The sequence below is a fragment of the Reyranella sp. genome, assembly GCF_965227665.1.
In the GTDB taxonomy this organism is placed as follows: Bacteria; Pseudomonadota; Alphaproteobacteria; order Reyranellales; family Reyranellaceae; genus Reyranella.
The window spans coordinates 5,082,701-5,100,931 of the sequence record NZ_OZ245767.1; the positions used below are offsets into that span (position 1 = coordinate 5,082,701).

16 protein-coding genes are annotated in these 18,231 nt (G+C 64.9%); 8 read left to right on the top strand and 8 right to left on the bottom strand.

The genetic code is table 11. The features are described 5' to 3' along the window. Positions 1-5: 5 nt before the first annotated feature. From ACO07I_RS24530 to ACO07I_RS24550, 5 genes are all read left to right on the top strand, one after another. Complete coding sequence (locus tag ACO07I_RS24530; RefSeq protein WP_422012072.1) at positions 6-551, top strand: sugar O-acetyltransferase; 546 nt, start codon at positions 6-8, stop codon at positions 549-551. A gap of 2 nt (positions 552-553) precedes the next feature. After that, the gene (locus ACO07I_RS24535; RefSeq protein ID WP_422012074.1) at positions 554-958 is read left to right on the top strand and encodes an AtzH-like domain-containing protein; all 405 of its coding nucleotides are present in this window, start codon (positions 554-556) and stop codon (positions 956-958) included. 24 nt (positions 959-982) lie between these two features. After that, positions 983-2,023: an amidohydrolase family protein gene (locus ACO07I_RS24540; RefSeq protein WP_422012076.1), complete on the top strand. Its 1,041-nt coding sequence runs from the start codon at positions 983-985 to the stop codon at positions 2,021-2,023. 157 nt (positions 2,024-2,180) lie between these two features. Then, complete coding sequence (locus ACO07I_RS24545; protein WP_422012078.1) at positions 2,181-3,746, top strand: ABC transporter substrate-binding protein; 1,566 nt, start codon at positions 2,181-2,183, stop codon at positions 3,744-3,746. A gap of 253 nt (positions 3,747-3,999) precedes the next feature. Beyond that, positions 4,000-4,602, top strand: coding sequence for a 2OG-Fe(II) oxygenase (locus ACO07I_RS24550; RefSeq protein WP_422012080.1), 603 nt, complete (start codon positions 4,000-4,002; stop codon positions 4,600-4,602). A 3-nt stretch (positions 4,603-4,605) separates the two neighbouring features. Here the strand turns inward: ACO07I_RS24550 and ACO07I_RS24555 are convergent, their stop codons facing one another. Continuing rightward, positions 4,606-5,028, bottom strand: a complete 423-nt coding sequence (locus ACO07I_RS24555) for a winged helix-turn-helix transcriptional regulator (protein ID WP_422012082.1) — start codon at positions 5,026-5,028, stop codon at positions 4,606-4,608. A 147-nt stretch (positions 5,029-5,175) separates the two neighbouring features. Here ACO07I_RS24555 and ACO07I_RS24560 point away from each other — a divergent pair, with 147 nt between their 5' ends. Beyond that, positions 5,176-5,760 carry a flavodoxin family protein gene (locus ACO07I_RS24560; protein ID WP_422012084.1) on the top strand — a complete coding sequence of 195 codons (585 nt, stop codon included), beginning with the start codon at positions 5,176-5,178 and terminating at the stop codon, positions 5,758-5,760. Between the two features lie 40 nt (positions 5,761-5,800). Here the strand turns inward: ACO07I_RS24560 and ACO07I_RS24565 are convergent, their stop codons facing one another. Next, positions 5,801-6,784 (bottom strand): Bug family tripartite tricarboxylate transporter substrate binding protein, encoded by a 984-nt coding sequence (locus ACO07I_RS24565; protein ID WP_422012086.1) that lies wholly within the window; start codon positions 6,782-6,784, stop codon positions 5,801-5,803. Positions 6,785-6,813: 29 nt separating this feature from the next. Beyond that, positions 6,814-8,472 carry a rhodanese-like domain-containing protein gene (locus tag ACO07I_RS24570; RefSeq protein WP_422012088.1) on the bottom strand — a complete coding sequence of 553 codons (1,659 nt, stop codon included), beginning with the start codon at positions 8,470-8,472 and terminating at the stop codon, positions 6,814-6,816. Positions 8,473-8,571: 99 nt separating this feature from the next. Here ACO07I_RS24570 and ACO07I_RS24575 point away from each other — a divergent pair, with 99 nt between their 5' ends. After that, on the top strand, positions 8,572-9,489 hold the full coding sequence (locus ACO07I_RS24575) for a LysR family transcriptional regulator (RefSeq protein ID WP_422012089.1): 918 nt from the start codon (positions 8,572-8,574) through the stop codon (positions 9,487-9,489). A 105-nt stretch (positions 9,490-9,594) separates the two neighbouring features. On the opposite strand, the gene ACO07I_RS24580 is transcribed toward ACO07I_RS24575, so the two are convergent. Next, the gene (locus ACO07I_RS24580) at positions 9,595-11,178 is read right to left on the bottom strand and encodes an ABC transporter substrate-binding protein (protein WP_422012091.1); all 1,584 of its coding nucleotides are present in this window, start codon (positions 11,176-11,178) and stop codon (positions 9,595-9,597) included. A gap of 158 nt (positions 11,179-11,336) precedes the next feature. Further along, positions 11,337-12,866, bottom strand: coding sequence for an ABC transporter substrate-binding protein (locus ACO07I_RS24585; RefSeq protein ID WP_422012093.1), 1,530 nt, complete (start codon positions 12,864-12,866; stop codon positions 11,337-11,339). Between the two features lie 129 nt (positions 12,867-12,995). On the opposite strand from ACO07I_RS24585, the gene ACO07I_RS24590 reads away from it, so the two are divergent. Continuing rightward, positions 12,996-13,760 carry a DODA-type extradiol aromatic ring-opening family dioxygenase gene (locus tag ACO07I_RS24590; protein WP_422012095.1) on the top strand — a complete coding sequence of 255 codons (765 nt, stop codon included), beginning with the start codon at positions 12,996-12,998 and terminating at the stop codon, positions 13,758-13,760. Positions 13,761-13,925: 165 nt separating this feature from the next. Here ACO07I_RS24590 and ACO07I_RS24595 read toward each other — a convergent pair whose 3' ends face one another. The 3 genes from ACO07I_RS24595 to ACO07I_RS24605 form a co-directional block, all read right to left on the bottom strand. Continuing rightward, complete coding sequence (locus ACO07I_RS24595) at positions 13,926-17,393, bottom strand: Calx-beta domain-containing protein (RefSeq protein ID WP_422012097.1); 3,468 nt, start codon at positions 17,391-17,393, stop codon at positions 13,926-13,928. Positions 17,394-17,595: 202 nt separating this feature from the next. Beyond that, positions 17,596-17,937: a Grx4 family monothiol glutaredoxin gene (gene grxD / locus ACO07I_RS24600; RefSeq protein ID WP_422012099.1), complete on the bottom strand. Its 342-nt coding sequence runs from the start codon at positions 17,935-17,937 to the stop codon at positions 17,596-17,598. A gap of 55 nt (positions 17,938-17,992) precedes the next feature. Next, complete coding sequence (locus tag ACO07I_RS24605; RefSeq protein WP_422012101.1) at positions 17,993-18,229, bottom strand: BolA family protein; 237 nt, start codon at positions 18,227-18,229, stop codon at positions 17,993-17,995. Positions 18,230-18,231 lie beyond the last annotated feature (2 nt).

The following is an 18,231-nucleotide window of genomic DNA, read 5'->3' on the forward strand; positions in this document are numbered from 1 at the left end:
GCGTCTTGGCGAGCGAAAAGCAGAAGATGCTGGCGGGCGAGCTCTACGTGGCGACCGGCGAGGAGCTTGCCGCCGATGCCCGTCGCGTAGCCGAGTGGATGGATCGTTACAACGCCTCGATCGCGGCCACGCAGAAGAACTATCCGGCGCTGTTGCGCGAGATGCTGGCCGAGGTGGGCGAGGGTGCCTATATCCGGCCGCCCTTCCATTGCGACTACGGCTACAACATCAGCCTCGGCAAGGGCGTGTTCCTCAACTTCAACTGCATCATCCTCGATGTGGTGCAGGTCACGATCGGCGACCGCACGCAGATCGGCCCCGGCGTGCAGATCCTGACCGCAGACCATCCACGCGATCCCGCGCAGCGTCGCGCCGGCCTGGAGTTCGGCCGGCCGGTGACGATCGGCGCCGATGTCTGGATCGGCGGCGGCGCCATCGTGCTGCCGGGCGTCACCATCGGTGACGAGGTGATCGTGGGCGCGGGTGCCGTCGTCACGCGCGACGTGCCGGCGGGTGCTACTGTCGTGGGAAATCCAGCAAGAGCGAGGTGAGCGTGACGGATCTGACGCCGAATATTCCTGAAATCGTGGCCGAGGTGCGCGAACTGTTCGAACGCTACGAGCAGGCGTTGATCGACAAGAACGTGGAGGTGCTCGATGCCACCTTCTGGAACAGCCCGCACACGATCCGTCTCGCCAACAACGAACACGGCTACGGCTTCGATCGCATCCATGCCTTTCGCGTCGCCCGTCCGCCGGGGCCCGGCAGCAAGGAGAAGCGGCTGCGGCTCGACATCGTCACCCTGGGCCGCGACATGGCGACGGTCTCGCTGGTCTACAAGGTGCGCGGCAAGGAGATGACCGGCCGGCAGACGCAGACCTGGGTGCGCTTTCCCGAAGTCGGCTGGAAGGTCGTTCATGCTCACGTCTCGATGATCGCCGAAGAGCCGATCCACTAACGAACGCCTGCGAGGGAGGAAACGATGGCCCAGCCCGCCGAAAGCCTCGGCAACGTGATGAACCCCGATCCGGCGTGGGTGGCGAAGGTGAGTGAGCCCGCGCTCGAGCCCGACTTGCCGATCGTCGACCCGCATCACCATCTCTGGCAGCGCACCGGCAACGACTATCTGTTCCACGACCTGCTGGCCGACACGCGGACCGGCCACAACATCGTGGGTACCGTCTACGTCGATTGCCATTCGATGTACCGCAAGGACGGTCCTGCCGAGCTGCGCTGCATCGGCGAGACCGAGTTCGCCAACGGCGTCGCGGCGATGAGCGCGTCGGGCCTGTACGGGGAGTTGCGCGCCTGCGCCGGCATCGTCGGCCATGTCGACCTGCGCCTCGGTGAGAAGGCAGGCGACGTGTTCGATGCCCAGATCGCCGCCGGCAACGGACGCTTCAAGGGCATCCGGCACCAGACCGGCTGGGACGCCGATCCGGGCATCCGCAACTCCCGCAACGATCCGCCGCCCGAGCAGACCCGCGACCTGACATGGCGGGAGGGCTTCCGCGAGCTGGCGAAGCGCGACCTGACGTTCGACGCCTGGCTTTACCATCCGCAGCTTTCCGAGATCGCCGAACTGGCCGACGCCTTCCCCGGCACGACGATCGTGCTCGACCATGTCGGCGGCCCGCTGGGCTATGCCGGCTACGCGGGCCGTCACGACGAGGTCCGCACGGCCTGGAAGAAGTCGATGGCCGAGCTTTCCAGGCGGCAGAACATCGTGGTGAAGGTCGGTGGGCTCGGCATGGCGATGGGCTTCTTCGAGTTCTATCGTCGCCCGACGCCCCCGGGCTCGCAGGAGTTGGCCGAGGCGTTCCGGCCCTGGGTCGAGACCACGATCGGCCTGTTCGGCGTCGACCGCTGCATGTACGAGAGCAACTTCCCCGTCGACAAGATCACCTCGGGTTACGGCGTCCTGTGGAACGCCTTCAAGCGGATCTCGTCCGGTGCATCGGCGACGGAGAAGAAGGCCTTGTTCTCGGGAACGGCGACGCGCGTCTACAAGCTCGATCTCTGATTTTCGGTTGGGGCACCTGCAAGAAGCGTGTCAGGATTCGCGAGGCGCGTTCCGCCGGAGGAAGTTTCTTTTTCATCCAGTCGCGCATATCGCACTGACACAGGCTGTGAACTCGCCCTAGAATTTTGGCCCTCGCGTTGTTCATTGGGGGCCATTCATGCGTCGTTTTATACTCTCCGCCGTGGCGGCGTTCGCCACCGTGTCCGCCGTCCCGATCGCCTCGGCGCAGACGCTCAAGGTGGTCATGCACTCCGACGTGAAGGTGCTCGATCCGATCTGGAGCGGCGCCTACATCACGCGCAATCACGGCTACATGCTCTACGACGTGCTGTTCGCCATGGACGAGAAGTTCCAGGTGAAGCCGCAGATGGTCGATAGCTGGACCACCAGCGACGACGGCCTGGTCTGGACCTTCAAGTTGCGCGACGGGCTGGAATGGCATGACGGTCAGCCGGTGACCGCGGAGGATTGTATCGCCTCGCTCAAGCGCTGGTCGGCGCGCGACGCGATGGGCCAGAAGATGGCGCAGGCCTTGAAGGAATATAAGGTCGTCGATCCCAAGACCTTCCAGATCGTGCTGAAGGAGAAGTTCGGGGCGGTGATCGAGTCGCTGGGCAAGCCCTCGGTGGTCGTACCCTTCATGATGCCCAAGCGGATCGCCGAGACCGATCCGTTCAAGCAGATCGAGGACTACATCGGCTCCGGTCCCTTCGTGTTCAAGAAGGACGAATGGAAGCCCGGCGAGAAGCTCGTCTACACCAAGTTCGCCAAGTACAAGCCGCGTTCGGAGCCGATGTCGGGCCTGTCCGGCGGCAAGGTCGTGAAGGTCGACAGGGTCGAGTGGCTCTCGATCTCAGACGCTGAGACCCAGGTCAATGCCCTCCTGAACGGCGAGATCGACTATCTCGAAGGCGTCTCCGCCGATCATCTGCCGCTGGTCGAGAAGGACAAGGGCATCCGCGTTATCAAGGGGCGGGTATCCAACCAGTATGCCTTCCGGCCCAACTGGCTGCTGCCGCCCTTCAACAACGAGAAGGTCCGTCAGGCTGCTGCGCTGGCCCTCAACCAGGAGGATTTCCTGCAGGCCAATATCGGCGACAAGCGCTTCTACCAGACCTGCAAGGCGATGTTCACTTGCGGCTCGCCGCTGGCGACCGACGCCGGCATGGCCGGACTGGTCGAGGGCAATGCCGCCAAGGCCAGGGCCCTGCTGGCGGAAGCCGGCTACGACGGCACGCCGGTGACCCTGCTGGCGCCGACCGACCTCGGTGTGATCAAGCAGCTCGGGCCGGTGGCCAAAGCGCTGCTGGAGCGGGCGGGCTTCAAGGTGGACATGATTTCGATGGACTGGCAGAGCGTGATCGTCCGTCTGGCCAAGAAGGGACCGGTGTCCGAGGGCGGCTGGAACGCCTTCTCCACGAGCTGGTCGCAGGTCGACATCCTCGATCCGCTGATGACTCCCTTCCTGATCGCCAGCTGCGACAAGGCGCGGTCCGGCTGGCCCTGTGACGAGGAGCTGGAGAAGCTGCGCGACAAGTACGTGCAGGCGAGCACGGAAGCCGAGAAGAAGGCCGCCGCCACCGCGGTCCAGGAGCGTGCCATCAAGGTGGTGACCCACGTGCCGCTCGGCGAATGGTTCGGCGTCAGCGCTGTGCGCTCGAACATCAGCACCCTCAACCCGCCGCCGCCCGTGACGGTCTTCTGGGGCGTGTCGAAGAAGTAAGGCGATACCCTGGATTTTCGGGCATCTGTTTGGGTTCAGCTAAGATTTTAGGTGAGCTCTGGGCGGATTGATCAGCTCAGAGTTTACCTTAACTATCGGGAGTAGTGGCTCATCTGGCTCTCGCAGTTGGCAGCTCTTTCTGGCTTCTTGCTTTAACGCCCTCAGGCCGTACCTGAGCGCTGCCGGGATTGGCCTTTCAAAACAATGCCTTGCCAGCATCGCTTAACACGCCGAAAGCTGGCGGATGCCGGAATTGAGTTTCCTTACCGGACGGTTTCCGCCCCATAGGATCCTCGCCGGATGGCTGGGCGAGGGCCCCTCGGCGCGATTGCTGGCCCATGCGCTCGCCGCCGAAACGCAGTTCACGCCGACACGACTTGCCCATGAGGGCACCGGCCGACACGAAGCGCTGACCCGACAATCAGCCGTCCTGAAGGATCTCGGTGCCTTTGCCGGACCGCTCCACCGCAAGGCGCTGGCCCTGCAGTCCGGGCTGGAGACAGATTTCGAGATGACGCGCACGCCGCCCAACAGCACGCAGATGGAAGTGGTGGCGCATGGCGACGGCGCCTTCTACCGGCCGCACACCGACACCTTCACCGGCGACCAGTACACGCCCGGCGGCCGCCGGCGGCTCACCATGGTCTACTACTTCCACCGCGAGCCGCGCCGCTTCACGGGCGGCCGACTCCGGCTCTTCGACCTGGGCGGCGGCCAGACGATCGATGTCGAGCCGAAGCACGACAGCCTGCTCGTCTTCCCCTCGACGGCGCGTCACGAGGTCGAGCGCGTCTCGTGCCCGGCGGGCGCTTTTGGCGATGGCCGCTTCGCCGTGAACATCTGGCTGTGCGGCTGACCGTTACTCGGCTGCCTGCAGCACCGCCGCCTTCTCAGGCACTTTCGGCTCGATCAAGCGGCCATTGCGCTTGGCGGCGTCCTCGGCCTCCCAGCGGATGGCGATCTCCGCCAGCCGGTCCATGACCTCGTCCAGCTCGCCGCCGCGCTTGGTGAGGGAGTAGGTGACCTTGGGTGGGATGGTCGCTTCGTAATCGCGCTTCACCAGCGCCGCGCCTTCGAGAGTGCGCAGGCGCTCGGTCAGCATCTTGGCCGAAATGCCCGACACGCGGCGCTTGAGCTCGCCGAAGCGCTGCGGCCCGTGGGTGCGGAGATTGTAGAGGATGTAGGTCGTCCACGGCCCCATCAGCATACGCAGGATGAAGTCCATCGGGCAGCTGACGCTTTCCTTGGCCTGGGCGGCGGTCGCGGGGGTCGACATGCTCATGGAGAAAAAACCTTAGGTTACGAATTGGTACCTACTTGGGAATATATAGCGGCCATCCCAGATGTTTCCAGTCACTTTGTGTAAGCAACTCATACGGGGAAACGATTGATCGTTTTCTCCAGTGAAATCAAAGGATTGGAAGTCATCATGACCAATGTCGCCATCGTCTATCACTCGGGATATGGACATACGCAGGCGCTCGCCGAGGCCGTGGCCACCGGTGCACGAGCGGTTGCGGGCACCGTCGTCAGCCTGGTCCCGGTTGCCGAGGCAGAGGCCCGCGGGGCCGAGCTCGACGCCGCCGATGCCATCGTCTTCGGCAGCCCGACCTACATGGGCGGCGTGTCGGCCGACTTCGCGAAGTTCAAGGACTGGACGTCGAGCCGCTGGATGGAGGGCAAGTGGCGCAACAAGCTCGCCGCGGGCTTCACCGTCTCGGCTTCGTGGAACGGCGACAAGCACAACACGCTCTACCAGCTGCTCACGCTCGCGGTTCAGCATGGCATGGTGTGGGTTGGCCTCGGTCTGCCGCCGGGCAACAACCATTCCAAGGGTTCGAGTGCCGACCTCAATCGGGTGGGCGCATCGATCGGTGCGATGGCCCAGGCCAACGCCGATCAGGGCGTCGAGGGGATCGGCGCCAGCGACTTCAAGACCTTCGAGGCGCTCGGCCGCCGCGTCGCCGAGGCCACGCAGCGGTGGCATGAAGAGCCGCTCGCCGTGGCGGCATAGAGAGTCTTCGACCTCCTCGCCCGTTCATCGGGCGGGGAGGTCACTCCATCCGGACGCCGGCGGACTTGACGATCGATCCCCAGGAGGCGAGTTCCTGGCGGAATAGGGTTGCCAGTTCCTTCGGGCTGCTCGTCTCGACGATTGCTCCCTGGGCGATGAAGTCGGACAGCACGTCGGGCATGGACATGATGGAGCGCATCGCGGCGTTGAGCCGGTACACGATGGTGGCCGGAGTCTCGGGAGGCGCCAGCAGGAAGATGCTGGCGACCGAGTTGAACCCCGGCAGGGTCTCGCTGATGGTCGGAACGTCGGGCGCCACCGGCGACCGCTTGGCCGAAGTCAACGCAAGCAAGCGGAGCTTGCCGCTGCGCGCCAGCGCGAGCGCCGGTGGCAGGCTGACGAAGCAGATCGGGACCTGCCCGCTGACGAGGTCCGCCAGCGCCGGTGTTCCTCCCTTGTAGGGGACGTGCACGATCTGAACGCCGGCGGCCTTCTGGAACATCTCCGCGCTGAGATGCGCGATGTTGCCGACTCCGGGCGAGGCATAGCTGTACTTGCCGGGGCTGGCTTTCAGGACATCGATGAACTCGCGGACGTTCCTGGCGGGAAACGACGGATTCACCACGAGCGAGTAGGGCAGGTTGCCCAACGCGCCGATCGGCGTCAGCGTGAGGGGATCGTAGCCCACCTTGTCGTAGATGGTCGGTCCCACGAGGATTCCGGACTCGGCGAAGAACAGCGTGTAGCCGTCGGCCGGCGCGCTCGCGAGAGCGGCGGCGGCGATGGTCGAGCCGGCACCGGGCCGGTTCTCGACGACCACCGGCTGGCCGAGCAGGGGGCTGAGCTTGTTCGCGAAGATCCGGGCAAGGATGTCCGCACCGCCGCCCGGCGGGTAGCCCACGAGCAGCTTGAGCGCGCGCGACGGATAGGTCGCTGTCTGAGCAAACCCTCTTGGGTTGGCGATACCGACTCCCATGAGGGAAAGGGCGAGGCGGCGTCCCAGCTTCATGTCTTTCAGGCTCATGCGATGCGACCTCGTGGCGAACCGCCCTCTCAGACGGCGTCAGGCGGGAAGTAACGGAACTGCAGGCTGCGGTCCTTTTCGAACTGCTGGATGAGGTCGATCTCCCAGGTGAGATAGGCCGTCATCGACTTTCGCAGATCGTCATAGTCGTAGGGGCTGTACCAGACGTCGTCCGTCGCGGACGTCATGTTCTCGAGCCCGCTGGCGAGTGGCAGACCCGCCGTTGCCCAGGCGGCGGTACCGCCGTCGAGGATCGATACCGGCAGGCGTGATGCCGCGGCGGCGTCAGCCGCCGCGATGGCCGCGAACGCGCCATCGTCAGACGTCAGCACCAGCCGCTTTGCCCTGGGGGCGCCGGCCGCGACCTGGGCGAGCCCTTCCTGCAGCCGCGAGCGCACCGCGAACCAGGCGCCGGGGATATGGCGAGCGCGGAAGCGCAGGCTGTTGGCCAAGTCGACCACGACGGCTTCTCCGGTCGCGAGCAGGCGATGGAGTTCGAGGACGCCGATCCGCTCCACGCCGGCGGCGGTGTCCGGCGGCAGCAGCTCGACCGGCTCGGGACCTTTTTCAAGGGCGCCGCCGCAGGCACTCAGGCCGCCGGCGAGCACGAACACCTCCGACCAGCCGAGCTGGATCAGCCACGACGCCGTCATGCGTGCGCGCACGCCATTGTCGTCGCACAGGACGATGCGCGCGCCGCGCGTGCCGACATAGTGATCGGTGGACTGGATCAGCTGGCCGCCAGGTGCGCTGCGCGCATCCTTGATGTGTCCCGCCTCATATTCCTCGGGGCTGCGCACGTCGAAGAAGTAGAGCGAGCGTGCCGGGTCGGCCTGCAGGTCGCGCAACCCGGCCGCATCGATCTCGCGCACGCCGAAGCGTTTCGAAACGCGCATCGCGGCTTCGATGGCGGCGGCCAGGCCCTTGGGCGAGGGGGGAGGCGCGACCGTCCGGCTGCCGCGGGCCATGGTCTCGCCGCTCAGGTGCCAGCCGGCCGTGCCGTTGCGCACACAGACAACGGGATTCTTGATCCCGGCATTGATCAGCGATTGCGCGCCGATGATGCCGCGCGTGCGGCCGGCGCAATTCACGACGATGGTGGTCTCCTCGCGCTCGAGCAGGTCGAAGACACGGTGCACCAGCTCGGCACCCGGGCAATCGATGCCGCCGGGCAGACTGTAGTTGTGGAACTCCGAGTAGGGCCGGCTATCGAGGATCACCATGTCCTTGCCCTGGTCGATCCAGCGGCGCAGCTCCGGGGCATCAATGGCCGGCGTGTCGTAGCGATGCTCGACGAATTCGCCGAACGCCTTGCTCGGCACATAGATGCCGGCGAACACTTCAAGCCCGGCCTGACGCCAGCCTTCCAGCCCGTTCTTCAGGATGGAGATGGCGGTATAGCCCCAGCCCGCGAGGCGACGGGCGCAGCGCTCGGCGAGCCCGTCGTCGCTCTGGTCCATGAGGACGATGCGGGTCGCGCGTCTCGGCACCAGGGGCGCCATCCGCGTTTCCAGATGGCTGAAAGGCATCGACACGATCGTCAGGGGATGGCCGGTGTTGAACAGGCCCTCTTCTCGCACGTCGAGGAACGCGAGTTCCGTGCCGTCGCCCAGCAGGGTGTGAACGTGGGCGGCATCGATCCGCGGCCAGGATGGCGCGGTCTCGGACGAGGTCTTGACGCTGTTCATCGGATCTTCGGCAATGAGTTTGGAAGGACTGGGCAAATCCTGCTCGTCGCCTTCAAATAAGGAAAATATAAAGATCGTATGAATTGATTTGGAAGCGATATGAATATCACCGTCCGGCAATTGCGTGCGTTCGCGCTCGGCGCGGAGTTGAACTCCTTCTCAGAGGCTGCCGGGCGGATGGGCATGACGCAGCCCGGCTACTCGCTTCTGATCCGCCAGCTCGAGGAAGAGGTGGGCATGGCGCTGTTCCGGCGCACGACCCGCCGGATCGAACTCACCGAGGCGGGCCGCGAGATCCTGCAGAGCGCCCATCACACGCTGCAGCAGCTGGACGAAACCTGCCGCCGCGCCGCGGACTTTCGCGACGCTCGCCAGGGGACGCTCAACCTCGCCTTCGTGCCGTCGGTAGGCTGCAGCGTGCTGCCGCCCATCCTGTCGCGGTTCACCGCAGCCCATCCCGGTATCAAGCTGGTGTTCCACGAGGCACAGGCCACGGCCTTTGCCGAACGCGTGCGTAGCGGCCAAGCCGAAATTGGGCTCGGGCTGCAGCTTCAGGCCGACGGAATCCTGTCCTTCGAACCGCTGATGCGCGATTGCCTTGTCGCGCTGCTTCAGACGCAGCATCCGCTGGCCGCGCGCCCCGTCGTGACCTGGAAATCTCTGGCGCGCTTCAATTCCATCCTGGTCAACAACCAGTCCAGCGTCCGTGTCCATGCCGATCGTGCAGCTGCAGCCGCGGGCGTCGACATCAAGCCGACCTATGTTCTCGATTCGCTCACGACGGCCGTCGGGATGGTGCGCGCCGGGCTGGGGTATGCGGTGCTGCCGAGCCTGGCGCTTCGCAGCATGGAGTTGGGCGGCATGGTGGTCCGCATGGTGGAGCAACCGCGCGCCTGGCGGGATATCGGTCTGCTCACGCGGTCGCGGTTCACCCTGTCGCCGGCCGCAGCGGCGTTCGCCGCCATCGCGCGCGAGGTCGCCGCGGGCTATCCGGAAGTGGGTCCGCCGGAGCGCTGACCCTCGCTCCACACGGAAACGGGGACCGTCGCCTTTCGGCAGAGGTCCCCGTTCGTTGAGGGCGGAACCGGCGCCTTCCGCTGGAGGCGCCGGCAGGTCCTCGCGCTACTTCTTGGTGATGTTCCACATCACCGGCACGGGGCCGGGCAGCCAGCCACTGATGCGGTCCTTGCGATAGGCGCCGAAGGCCTTGTACTGGCCGAGCACGATGTACGTGGCCTGGTCCATCACCCGGTCGGAGACGGCCATGGCGATCTCCTTCCGCTTGGCCGGGTCGTTCTCCTTGGAGTAGGACGAACGAAGCTTCTCCATCTCCGGATCGCAGGGCCAGCCGAACCAGGCCTTGTCGCAGCCGCCGCTGGTGAAGGAGTTGCCGGTCGGGCTTTCCGAACCGACCGTGACGGTCGTCGTGTAGAAGATGTTCCAGCCACCCTGCGCCGGCGGATCCTTCTTGGCGCGGCGCGTCACGACCGTCTGCCAGTCCATCGACTGCAGGTCGACCTTGAAGCCGACTTTCTCGAGCGCCTGCTTGCCGACCGGCGGCAGCTGGTTCGCAGAGAGCAGGTCGGTCGCATGCATCATGACGATCGGCGTGCCGTCATAGCCGCTTTCTTTCAGGAGCTGGCGCGCCTTCTCGAGGTCCGGCTTGACCAGCAGGTTGCCGTAGCTCTTCTCATAGGGCGAGCCGCAGACCAGCGGCGCATTGCAGACGCGGTAGATCTCGGGATCGCCCACCTGGGCGCGCAGGAAGTCCTCCTGGGCGATCGCATACATCGCCGCCTGCCGGGCCTTCAGGTTGTTGAACGGCGGGTGGAGGTGGTTGAAGCGCATGATGATCTGGCTGCCCTGCGCGTTCCAGCCGTAGAGCTCGATGTTCTTGTCGGCCTTCAGCAGCGGGAAGAGGTCGGGCACCGGAATTTCGATGAGGTCGATCTCGCCCTGGGTCAGGGCATTGACCGCCGTCATCGGGTCGGAGATCGCGAGCCATTCGAGGCGGTCGATCTTCACCACCTTGCCGCCCGCCAGCATCGAGGGCGGCTCGGCGCGCGGCTGGTACTTGGTGTTCTTGACGTAGACCACCTTTTCGCCGGGCTTCCATTCGTCCTTCTTGAACACGAACGGGCCGGAGCCGGTATAGTCGTCGATCTGTTTGAACGGATCGGTTTCGGCGACCCGCTTGGGCATCATGAACGGCACGGTCGAAGACGGCTTGCCCAGCGCCTCGAGGACGAGGCCGAACGGCTCCTTGAGCACGATCTGGAAGGTCTTGGCATCGACGGCCTTCATCGTGCCGACCGCGGCCATCATCTCCTGGCCGAGCGAATCGCGGGCGCCCCAGCGCTTGATCGAGGCGACGCAATCCTCGGCGGTGACGGGCGTGCCGTCGTGCCATGCCAGGCCGTCGCGCAGAGTGAAGGTCCAGGTCAGCTTGTCGGCCGAGGCCTCGTACTTGTCGACCATCTGCGGCTGGATGCGCGCTTCGGCATCCTGGGCGAACAGAGTGTCGTAGATCATGTAGCCGTGATTGCGGGTGATGAAGGCGGTCGTCCAGATCGGGTCCAGGACCTTCAGATCGGAATGGGCGACCATCTTCAGGGTCTGCGCCGACGCCGGGGCCGCGACCGACGCCACCGCCGTCGACAGGGCCAGACAGGCCGCGACCTGCCGCAATCTTCCCATAACGTGCATGTTTGTACTTTTCCCTTCTCCAGCACCCAAACTTCACACAAGCTGCCACGAGCCCGACGAGGAATAAAGCAATGTCGATGCCGATGGCACAAACGAGAAAGGGGGCCTTCGCCGGTTCGGCAAAGGCCCCCTTCCCGTGATGGATCGACGCTATGCGGTTATTTCTTGCTGATGTTCCAGAGCACTGGAACCGGGCCGGAAAGCCAGCCGCTGAGGCGGTCCTTGCGGTAGGCGCCGAAGGCCTTGTACTGGCCGACCGGGGCGTAGAAGCCCTGGTCCATCAGGCGGTCCGAAATGGCGATGCCCAGCTCCTTGCGCTTGGCCGGGTCGCTCTCCTTGATGAAGGCGGCGCGCAGGACCTCGATCTCGGGGTCGCACGGCCAGCCGAACCACGCCTTCTCGCAGGTGCCGGCGGCGTAGGAGTTGATGCCGGGATTGTCGAGATCGAGCGTGATGTTGGTGGTGAAGAAGATGTTCCAGCCACCCTGCGCCGGCGGTTCCTTGCGGGCGCGGCGCGTGACCACGGTCTGCCAGTCCATCGCCAGAAGGTCGATCTTGAAGCCGGCCTTCTCGAGCTGCTGCTTGGCGACGGCCTGGACCTGGTTCGAGGATTGCAGGTCGGTCTGCTGGAGCATCGCGACCGGCGTGCCGTCATAGCCGCTCTCCTTCAGGAGTCGGCGCGCCTTCTCGAGGTCGGGCTTGATCAGCAGGTCGCCATATTCCTTGCCGTAGGTCGTGCCGCAGACGAACGGCGCGTTGCAGACCTTGTAGATTTCGGGATCGCCGACCTGGGCGCGCAGCATGTCTTCCTGGGCGAGCGCCCACATCGCCGCCTGGCGCGCCTTCACGTTGTTGAAGGGCGGGTGCAGCGTGTTGAAGCGCATGATGATCTGGCTACCGAGCGCGTTCCAGCCGAACAGCGCGATGTTCTTGTCGGCCTTCAGCATCGGGAAGAGGTCGGGCACCGGCGATTCGATCAGGTCGATCTCGCCGGCCAGCAGGGCGTTCACCGCCGTGCTGGGATCGGTGATGGCCAGCCATTCGACCCTGTCGACCTTGGCCACCTTGCCGCCGGCCAGCATCGAGGGCGGCTCGTTGCGCGGCTTGTACTTGGTGTTCTTGACGTAAACGATCTTCTCGCCGGGCTTCCATTCCTCCTTCTTGAAGATGAAGGGGCCGGAGCCGGTATAGTCCTCGATCTGCTTGTTGGGATCGGTTGCAGCGACGCGCTTGGGCATCATGAACGGCACGTTCGACGACGGCTTGGCGAGCGCGTCGACGACGAGGCCGAACGGTTCCTTCAGCTCGAACGCGAAGGTCTTGGCGTCGATAGCCTTGATGTCCTTGGTGGCCCGTAGCAGCAGCTGGCCGAACCCGTCGCGCGCACCCCAGCGCTTGATCGAGGCAATGCAGTCCTCGGACGTGACGGGGGTGCCGTCGCTCCATTCGAGGCCGTCGCGCAAGGTGATCGTCCAGGTGAGCTTGTCGTCGGAGACGGTGTACTTTTCCGCCATCTGCGGCTGGGTCTTGAGGTCGGCGTCCTTGGCGAACAGGACGTCGTAGATCATGTAGCCGTGGTTGCGGGTGATCAGCGCCGTCGTCCAGATCGGGTCGAGGATCTTGATGTCCGCATGCGACACCATCCTCAGCGTCGTCTGGGCCGCCACCGGGACCGATACCGTGGCCATCGCGGCCGCCAATCCGAGTGATGCCGCCAAGGCGACCCGTCTACGCAAACTCAACATCAGACAACCCTTCTCATGATAAACTCGACCCGTTGCTTACACGCTCCCAGGCGGGTCCGGAGGAATAAAGATATGTCGATGCCGACCATCTTCGTGTCCCACGGAGCGCCGACGCTCATCCTGAGCGACGCGCCTGCACGCACATTCCTGGCGGGCCTCGGCCAGCAAATTCCGCGCCCGACGGCGATTGTCGCAGTATCGGCGCACTGGGACACGGATGTGCCTGTCGTCTCGGTGGCCCGAAAGCCCGATACCATCCACGATTTCTACGGATTTCCGGAGCCGCTCTACCAGTTGCGATATGCCGCGCCCGGTGCACCGGCGCTTGCCGAGAAAGTCGCGAAGCTTACAGGCGCCGCGCACGATCATCATCGCGGGCTCGACCACGGCGCCTGGGTGCCGGCCATGCTGGCCTGGCCCGAAGCCGACATCCCGATCTTCCAGCTCTCGGTACAGCCGGCGCTCGGTCCGGCGCATCACATTGCGCTGGGACGCAAGCTCGCATCGCTTCGGGAGGAGGGCGTGCTGGTCATGGGCAGCGGCAGTGCCATCCACAATCTGCGCGCCCTGGTGCGCAGCGAGGACGCCTCGGAGCCCGAGCCCTGGGCGCAAGCCTTCGACGACTGGATGGCCCACACGCTGGAGAAGGGTGACGAGCCCGCCCTTGCCGACTATCGCGCCCGCGCCCCCTATGCCCGGGAGGCCCATCCGACCGATGAGCACCTGCTGCCGCTGCACGTCGCCTATGGCGCTGCGGGGGAGGGCGCCCGGGGCCGGGCGCTCCATCGGAGCTTCACCTTGGGGAACCTGTCGATGGCCGCCTACGCGTTCGGATAGGGCCTCGGCCGAAGTAAATCGCGTGCCTCCCTTATTCAAATGGGAGGTGGCGATGTCTTACGCCGTCGGAAGGGTCATGAGCTTCCCGTGATCGATTTCCCTACGGCGCTTTCGGACATCGCAAAGCGATGTCCTGACGCTCGAGGGCCGAGCTTCGCTCGGCCTTCAAATCAGGAGGTCGTAGTGGTGCGCCGCATGCGCGGTGTCCAGGGCCGCCGCCCATTCCGCGACGGCGCTGTCATCCTTGGCGGCGATGTTGGCCAGGGAGAGTTCCGCGAGCGAGACGTCGGTCAGCTTGTAGGTCTGGTTGTTGCCTTCGATGGTGATGACGGTGGAGCCGTTCGCTTCGGCGATGGAGAAACTGTCCTTGGCCATCCAGCTGAAGTCGAGCGTGTCGAGGGCGGTGTCGAAATTGATCGCCTTGTTGGTGCCCCAGGCCCAGGTGATCGCGAATGTGTCGGCCTTTCCATTGCCGACATGGCCCTGGTCCGGCTCGCGATCGTCATTGACGATGGTGCCGATGGCGGTCGCATCGGCGATGGAGGCACCATTGGCATTGGAGAGCGTGACGGTGAAAGTCTCGTTCCCCTCGAACACGGTGTCGCCGTTGATATCCACATGCACCGTCTTCGAAGTTTCACCTGCGGCGAAGGTGAGGGTTCCGTTGGTCGCCACATAGTCCGAGCCGGCGGTCGCCGTGCCGTTTGCCGTCGAATAGGCCACCGTCACCGGTCCCGTGGCGGCCTTGTCGAGCGTCACCACGAACATGAAATGGGCATGGTCGCCATTGCCTTCCGCTACCGAGAGGTCAGCAATGGACAGGGCCGGCAGGGCCGGGGCGCCGTCATCGTCGAGGATGGTGCCGGTGGCGGTGCCGTCGGCGATCGTGGCGCCGGCGGCGTTGGCGAGGTTGACCGTGAAGGTCTCGTTGCCCTCGGCCAGCACGTCGCCCTTGATGTCCACATGAACCATCTTGGAGGTCTCGCCGGCGGCGAAGGTGACGGTGCCGTTGGAGGCGACGTAGTCCGAGCCGGCGGTGGCGGTGCCGTTGGCGGTTGAGTAGGCGACCGTCACCGGGCCGTCTGCGGCCTTGTCGAGCGTCACCATGAACATGAAATGGGCATGGCCGCCATTGCCTTCCGCCACCGAGAGGTCGCCGATGGAGAGCGCGGGAAGGGCACCGCCCTCATTCCCGGTCACGCCGTCGGTCGCTCCGGACGCCCCCGCCACCGTGCCGCCGCCGGCAATGGGCAGGTTGAAGTCGACGAGCTGGGCGTTGGAAGCCTGCCCCATGCCGATCTTGCCGGACAGGTCGTCCTCGCGCACCTGGGTGAAGGTGAACTCGAAATTGGCAGGGGAGAGGTTGGCTCGGGTGACGCCGAGCAGGATGAGCTTCTGGCCCGTGCTGAGATCGGCGATGACCACGCCTTCGCTGCTGTCGGTCATCGAGAGGTTTTCGCGGCTGCCATAGAATTTGAAGCTCACCACATCGGTGGCGGGATCGAAGGCGACCCGGTCCACCTGGCCGACCTCATGGGAGCGCATATAGACGGTGTCGGGGGCGAGCACCGGTCCGTTCTCCCAGGCCAGCGCGCCGCTCAGTGCCTCGCGCAGATGATTGTTGTCGATGTATTCGAAATTATCGACCGAGAGGTCGGCAAGGCGGACGCCCTGCACGATTACCGTCTCGCCGCTCCACGGGCTCCTGAAGCCGAAGCCCTGGGGCGTGTCGATGACGATGAAGGAATGGATGTTGGCGTTGCCGAGGTCGATCCTATCCACTGCCGGATCGAAGCCGACGATATCGGCGCCGCTCACGGAGTTGATGAGCCAGACCTTGCCGGTTCCGGTGCCCGGATCCTGCTGCGTATCGTCGTCGGTGATCTGCCCCACCGCCGCGGCGTCGGCAATGGTTGCGCCGGTGGCATTGGAGAGGGTGAGCGAGAAGGTTTCATTCGCCTCCACTGCGGTATCGCTGTTGACGACCACATGCACCATCTTCGAGGTCTCGCCGGCCGCGAAGGTCAGCGTTCCGGTGAGCGCGGCATAGTCGGACCCTGCCGTCGCGGTGCCGTTGGCGGTGGCGTAGTTCACCGTCACGGGCCCGGTGGCAGCCCTGTCGAGCGTGACGATGAACATCAGCTCGGCGGTGCCTGAATCCCCTTCGCGCATCGCGACATCGCCCACCGAGAGCGCGGGCAATGTCGGCGCCGTATCGTCGTTGGTGAGAGTGCCGGCTGCCGATCCGTCGGCGATGGTCGCGCCGGCGGCATTGGCGAGGCGAATGGTGAAGGCCTCATTGCCCTCTGCCACCGTATCGCCCTTGACCGTCACCTGGATGGTCTTCGACGTTTCCCCCGGCGCGAAGGTGAGGGTGCCGTTGGCGGCAACATAGTCGCTGCCGGACGTGGCCGTGCCGTCCGCTGTCGAGTAGGCGACCGTGACCGCGCCGGCTGCCGCCGCAGACAGGGTCACGGTGAAGGTCATAAGCCTGGTGCCGGAGTTGCCCTCCTGCACCGATACGTCGGCGATGGACAGGCTGGGCGCCGCCGGCTCCGCCGTGTCGAAGGCCGAGTCCCATTTCTGGATCGCGCTCGCGTCCTTGGCGCGGATATTGTCCATGCTCAGCTCGGCGAGCGTGACGCCGTCGAGTCTGTAGGTCTGGTTGTTCCCGATGATGGTGATGACGACCGAGCCGCCGACCTCGGCGATGGAAAAATTGTCCTTCTGGAACCAGCCGAAATCGAGAACGTCGAGATCGGGGTCGAAGGCGAGGACCGTATTGGTGCCCCACATCCAGCTGATCGTGGTGACGGTGGGGGTGCCGTCGCCCCCTGTCTCTCCGCCGCCGCCCGTCTGTCCGCCGGTGGAGCCGCCGTCGGCCTGGCTGCCGTCCCAGCCAGCATAGTCGGAGACGGTGCCGTCATTGTTGAAATCGTCGTGCCAGAGCTCCTCGGCCATGGCGAGTGTCTTGGCCGACTCGTGGGCGGCGATGAGGGTTGAATAGCTCGGCGTGTCGTAGGCGCCGAACTGCTGGATGTATTTGAGGATGGAGGTGCCGTATTCGTCGGCCGAGGCGCTGCCATTGTTGAGAAGGTCCAACGTGCCCCAGGCCCCGCGCAGATGGGCGGCGGCAAGAATGCCGGTAAGGGTGAGCGTGACGGTGACGCTCTGCCCGTTGGTGTCCACATAGGTGCGCTGGGTGCCGATCAGCGCGTCGAGGCTGGTGCCCTTCGCCTCGAGCCCGCTCTCGATGACGTTGAGGTTGTAGCCGAAGGCATCGAGGATGATGGCTTCCTGGATGTCGGTCTTGAGCGTGGCGAAGCTGTCGACGCCGTTCTTGCCGGTGAAACGGCCGGTCCAGAGGTTGCCGGTGTTATCCAGATAGTAACCGAGGTCGATGAGCAGCGGCTCGCCGAACTGATAGCCGACGAAGCCCAGCGAATTCACGGAGGTGTACTGCATGTCACGCCAGGAGAGATCGCCGGCCTGATAGGCATTCCAGTTGGCATCGCCCACCCAGCTCCGGATCTGGGCCTCGGTGATCTGTCCCGAGAGATAGCGATCATGGTCGACACCCGATTCGAATGCCCGCAGCGCGTCCAGAAACCCCGTGAAAGTTCCGTTCGACATGACAGCCTCCCCCTCAAACTCAGGTACCGACGTACGCTGCCGTCGATATGCATAGACCGTGCCCTAAGATCATAACGGTTCGATGTCACACCTGTCGAAGGCCCCCGCTGTCGATCGCGAATTGCCTCAGGGCGCGCTGCAATAAAAAACGGGAGCGCTTTCGCGCTCCCGTTTGGGTCTGAAACAAGGAAAGGTGGGCTGCTTATGCGGCTTCGGCCAGCGCCACGCCCTTTTCCTTGAAGACCTGCTCCAGTTCGCCGGTCTCGAACATCTCGCGGACGATGTCGCAGCCGCCGATGAACTCGCCCTTGACGTAGAGCTGGGGGATCGTCGGCCACTGGCTGAAGTCCTTGATGCCTTCCCGCAGTTCCGGGTCGACGAGGATGTTGATGCCGTGGAACTTCACGCCGAGCTGGCTCAGCACGTCGACCACCGCGGCCGAGAAGCCGCACTGGGGAAATACGGGCGTGCCCTTCATGAACAGCAGAACGTCGTTCTTGCCGATCTCGTCGCGGATACGCTCGAACACCTGGGGTTCGCTCATGATCGATCTCCGTGGGGCGCCACCGGGGGCGCGGGGGTGTCTGAATATAGGGCGTTCAGGGCCTTTGCGCCATGGTGGTCAGCTTCAGCGCATGGAGAGCGCCCCCCATGCGGCCGCCCAGGGCGCCATAGACCATCTGATGCTGCTGGATCTTGGATTTGCCGGCAAAGGCGGGGGAAACGACCGTGGCGGCATAGTGGTCGCCGTCGCCGGCGAGGTCCTGAATCTCGACCTCGGCACCGGGGATGCCTTCCTGGATCAGGCGAACGATGTCGTCGGCGTGCATCGGCATGG

Excerpts from the sequence above, each read along its gene's own strand:
- ACO07I_RS24540 (WP_422012076.1), top strand. The coding sequence starts at position 983 with ATGGCCCAGCCCGCCGAAAGCCTCGGCAACGTGATGAACCCCGATCCG.
- ACO07I_RS24545 (WP_422012078.1), top strand. The coding sequence starts at position 2,181 with ATGCGTCGTTTTATACTCTCCGCCGTGGCGGCGTTCGCCACCGTGTCC.
- ACO07I_RS24555 (WP_422012082.1), bottom strand. The coding sequence starts at position 5,028 with ATGAGCATGTCGACCCCCGCGACCGCCGCCCAGGCCAAGGAAAGCGTC.
- ACO07I_RS24560 (WP_422012084.1), top strand. The coding sequence starts at position 5,176 with ATGACCAATGTCGCCATCGTCTATCACTCGGGATATGGACATACGCAG.
- ACO07I_RS24565 (WP_422012086.1), bottom strand. The coding sequence starts at position 6,784 with ATGAGCCTGAAAGACATGAAGCTGGGACGCCGCCTCGCCCTTTCCCTC.
- ACO07I_RS24570 (WP_422012088.1), bottom strand. The coding sequence starts at position 8,472 with ATGAACAGCGTCAAGACCTCGTCCGAGACCGCGCCATCCTGGCCGCGG.
- ACO07I_RS24575 (WP_422012089.1), top strand. The coding sequence starts at position 8,572 with ATGAATATCACCGTCCGGCAATTGCGTGCGTTCGCGCTCGGCGCGGAG.
- ACO07I_RS24580 (WP_422012091.1), bottom strand. The coding sequence starts at position 11,178 with ATGCACGTTATGGGAAGATTGCGGCAGGTCGCGGCCTGTCTGGCCCTG.
- ACO07I_RS24585 (WP_422012093.1), bottom strand. The coding sequence starts at position 12,866 with ATGGCCACGGTATCGGTCCCGGTGGCGGCCCAGACGACGCTGAGGATG.
- ACO07I_RS24590 (WP_422012095.1), top strand. The coding sequence starts at position 12,996 with ATGTCGATGCCGACCATCTTCGTGTCCCACGGAGCGCCGACGCTCATC.
- ACO07I_RS24595 (WP_422012097.1), bottom strand. The coding sequence starts at position 17,393 with ATGTCGAACGGAACTTTCACGGGGTTTCTGGACGCGCTGCGGGCATTC.
- grxD (WP_422012099.1), bottom strand. The coding sequence starts at position 17,937 with ATGAGCGAACCCCAGGTGTTCGAGCGTATCCGCGACGAGATCGGCAAG.
- ACO07I_RS24605 (WP_422012101.1), bottom strand. The coding sequence starts at position 18,229 with ATGCCGATGCACGCCGACGACATCGTTCGCCTGATCCAGGAAGGCATC.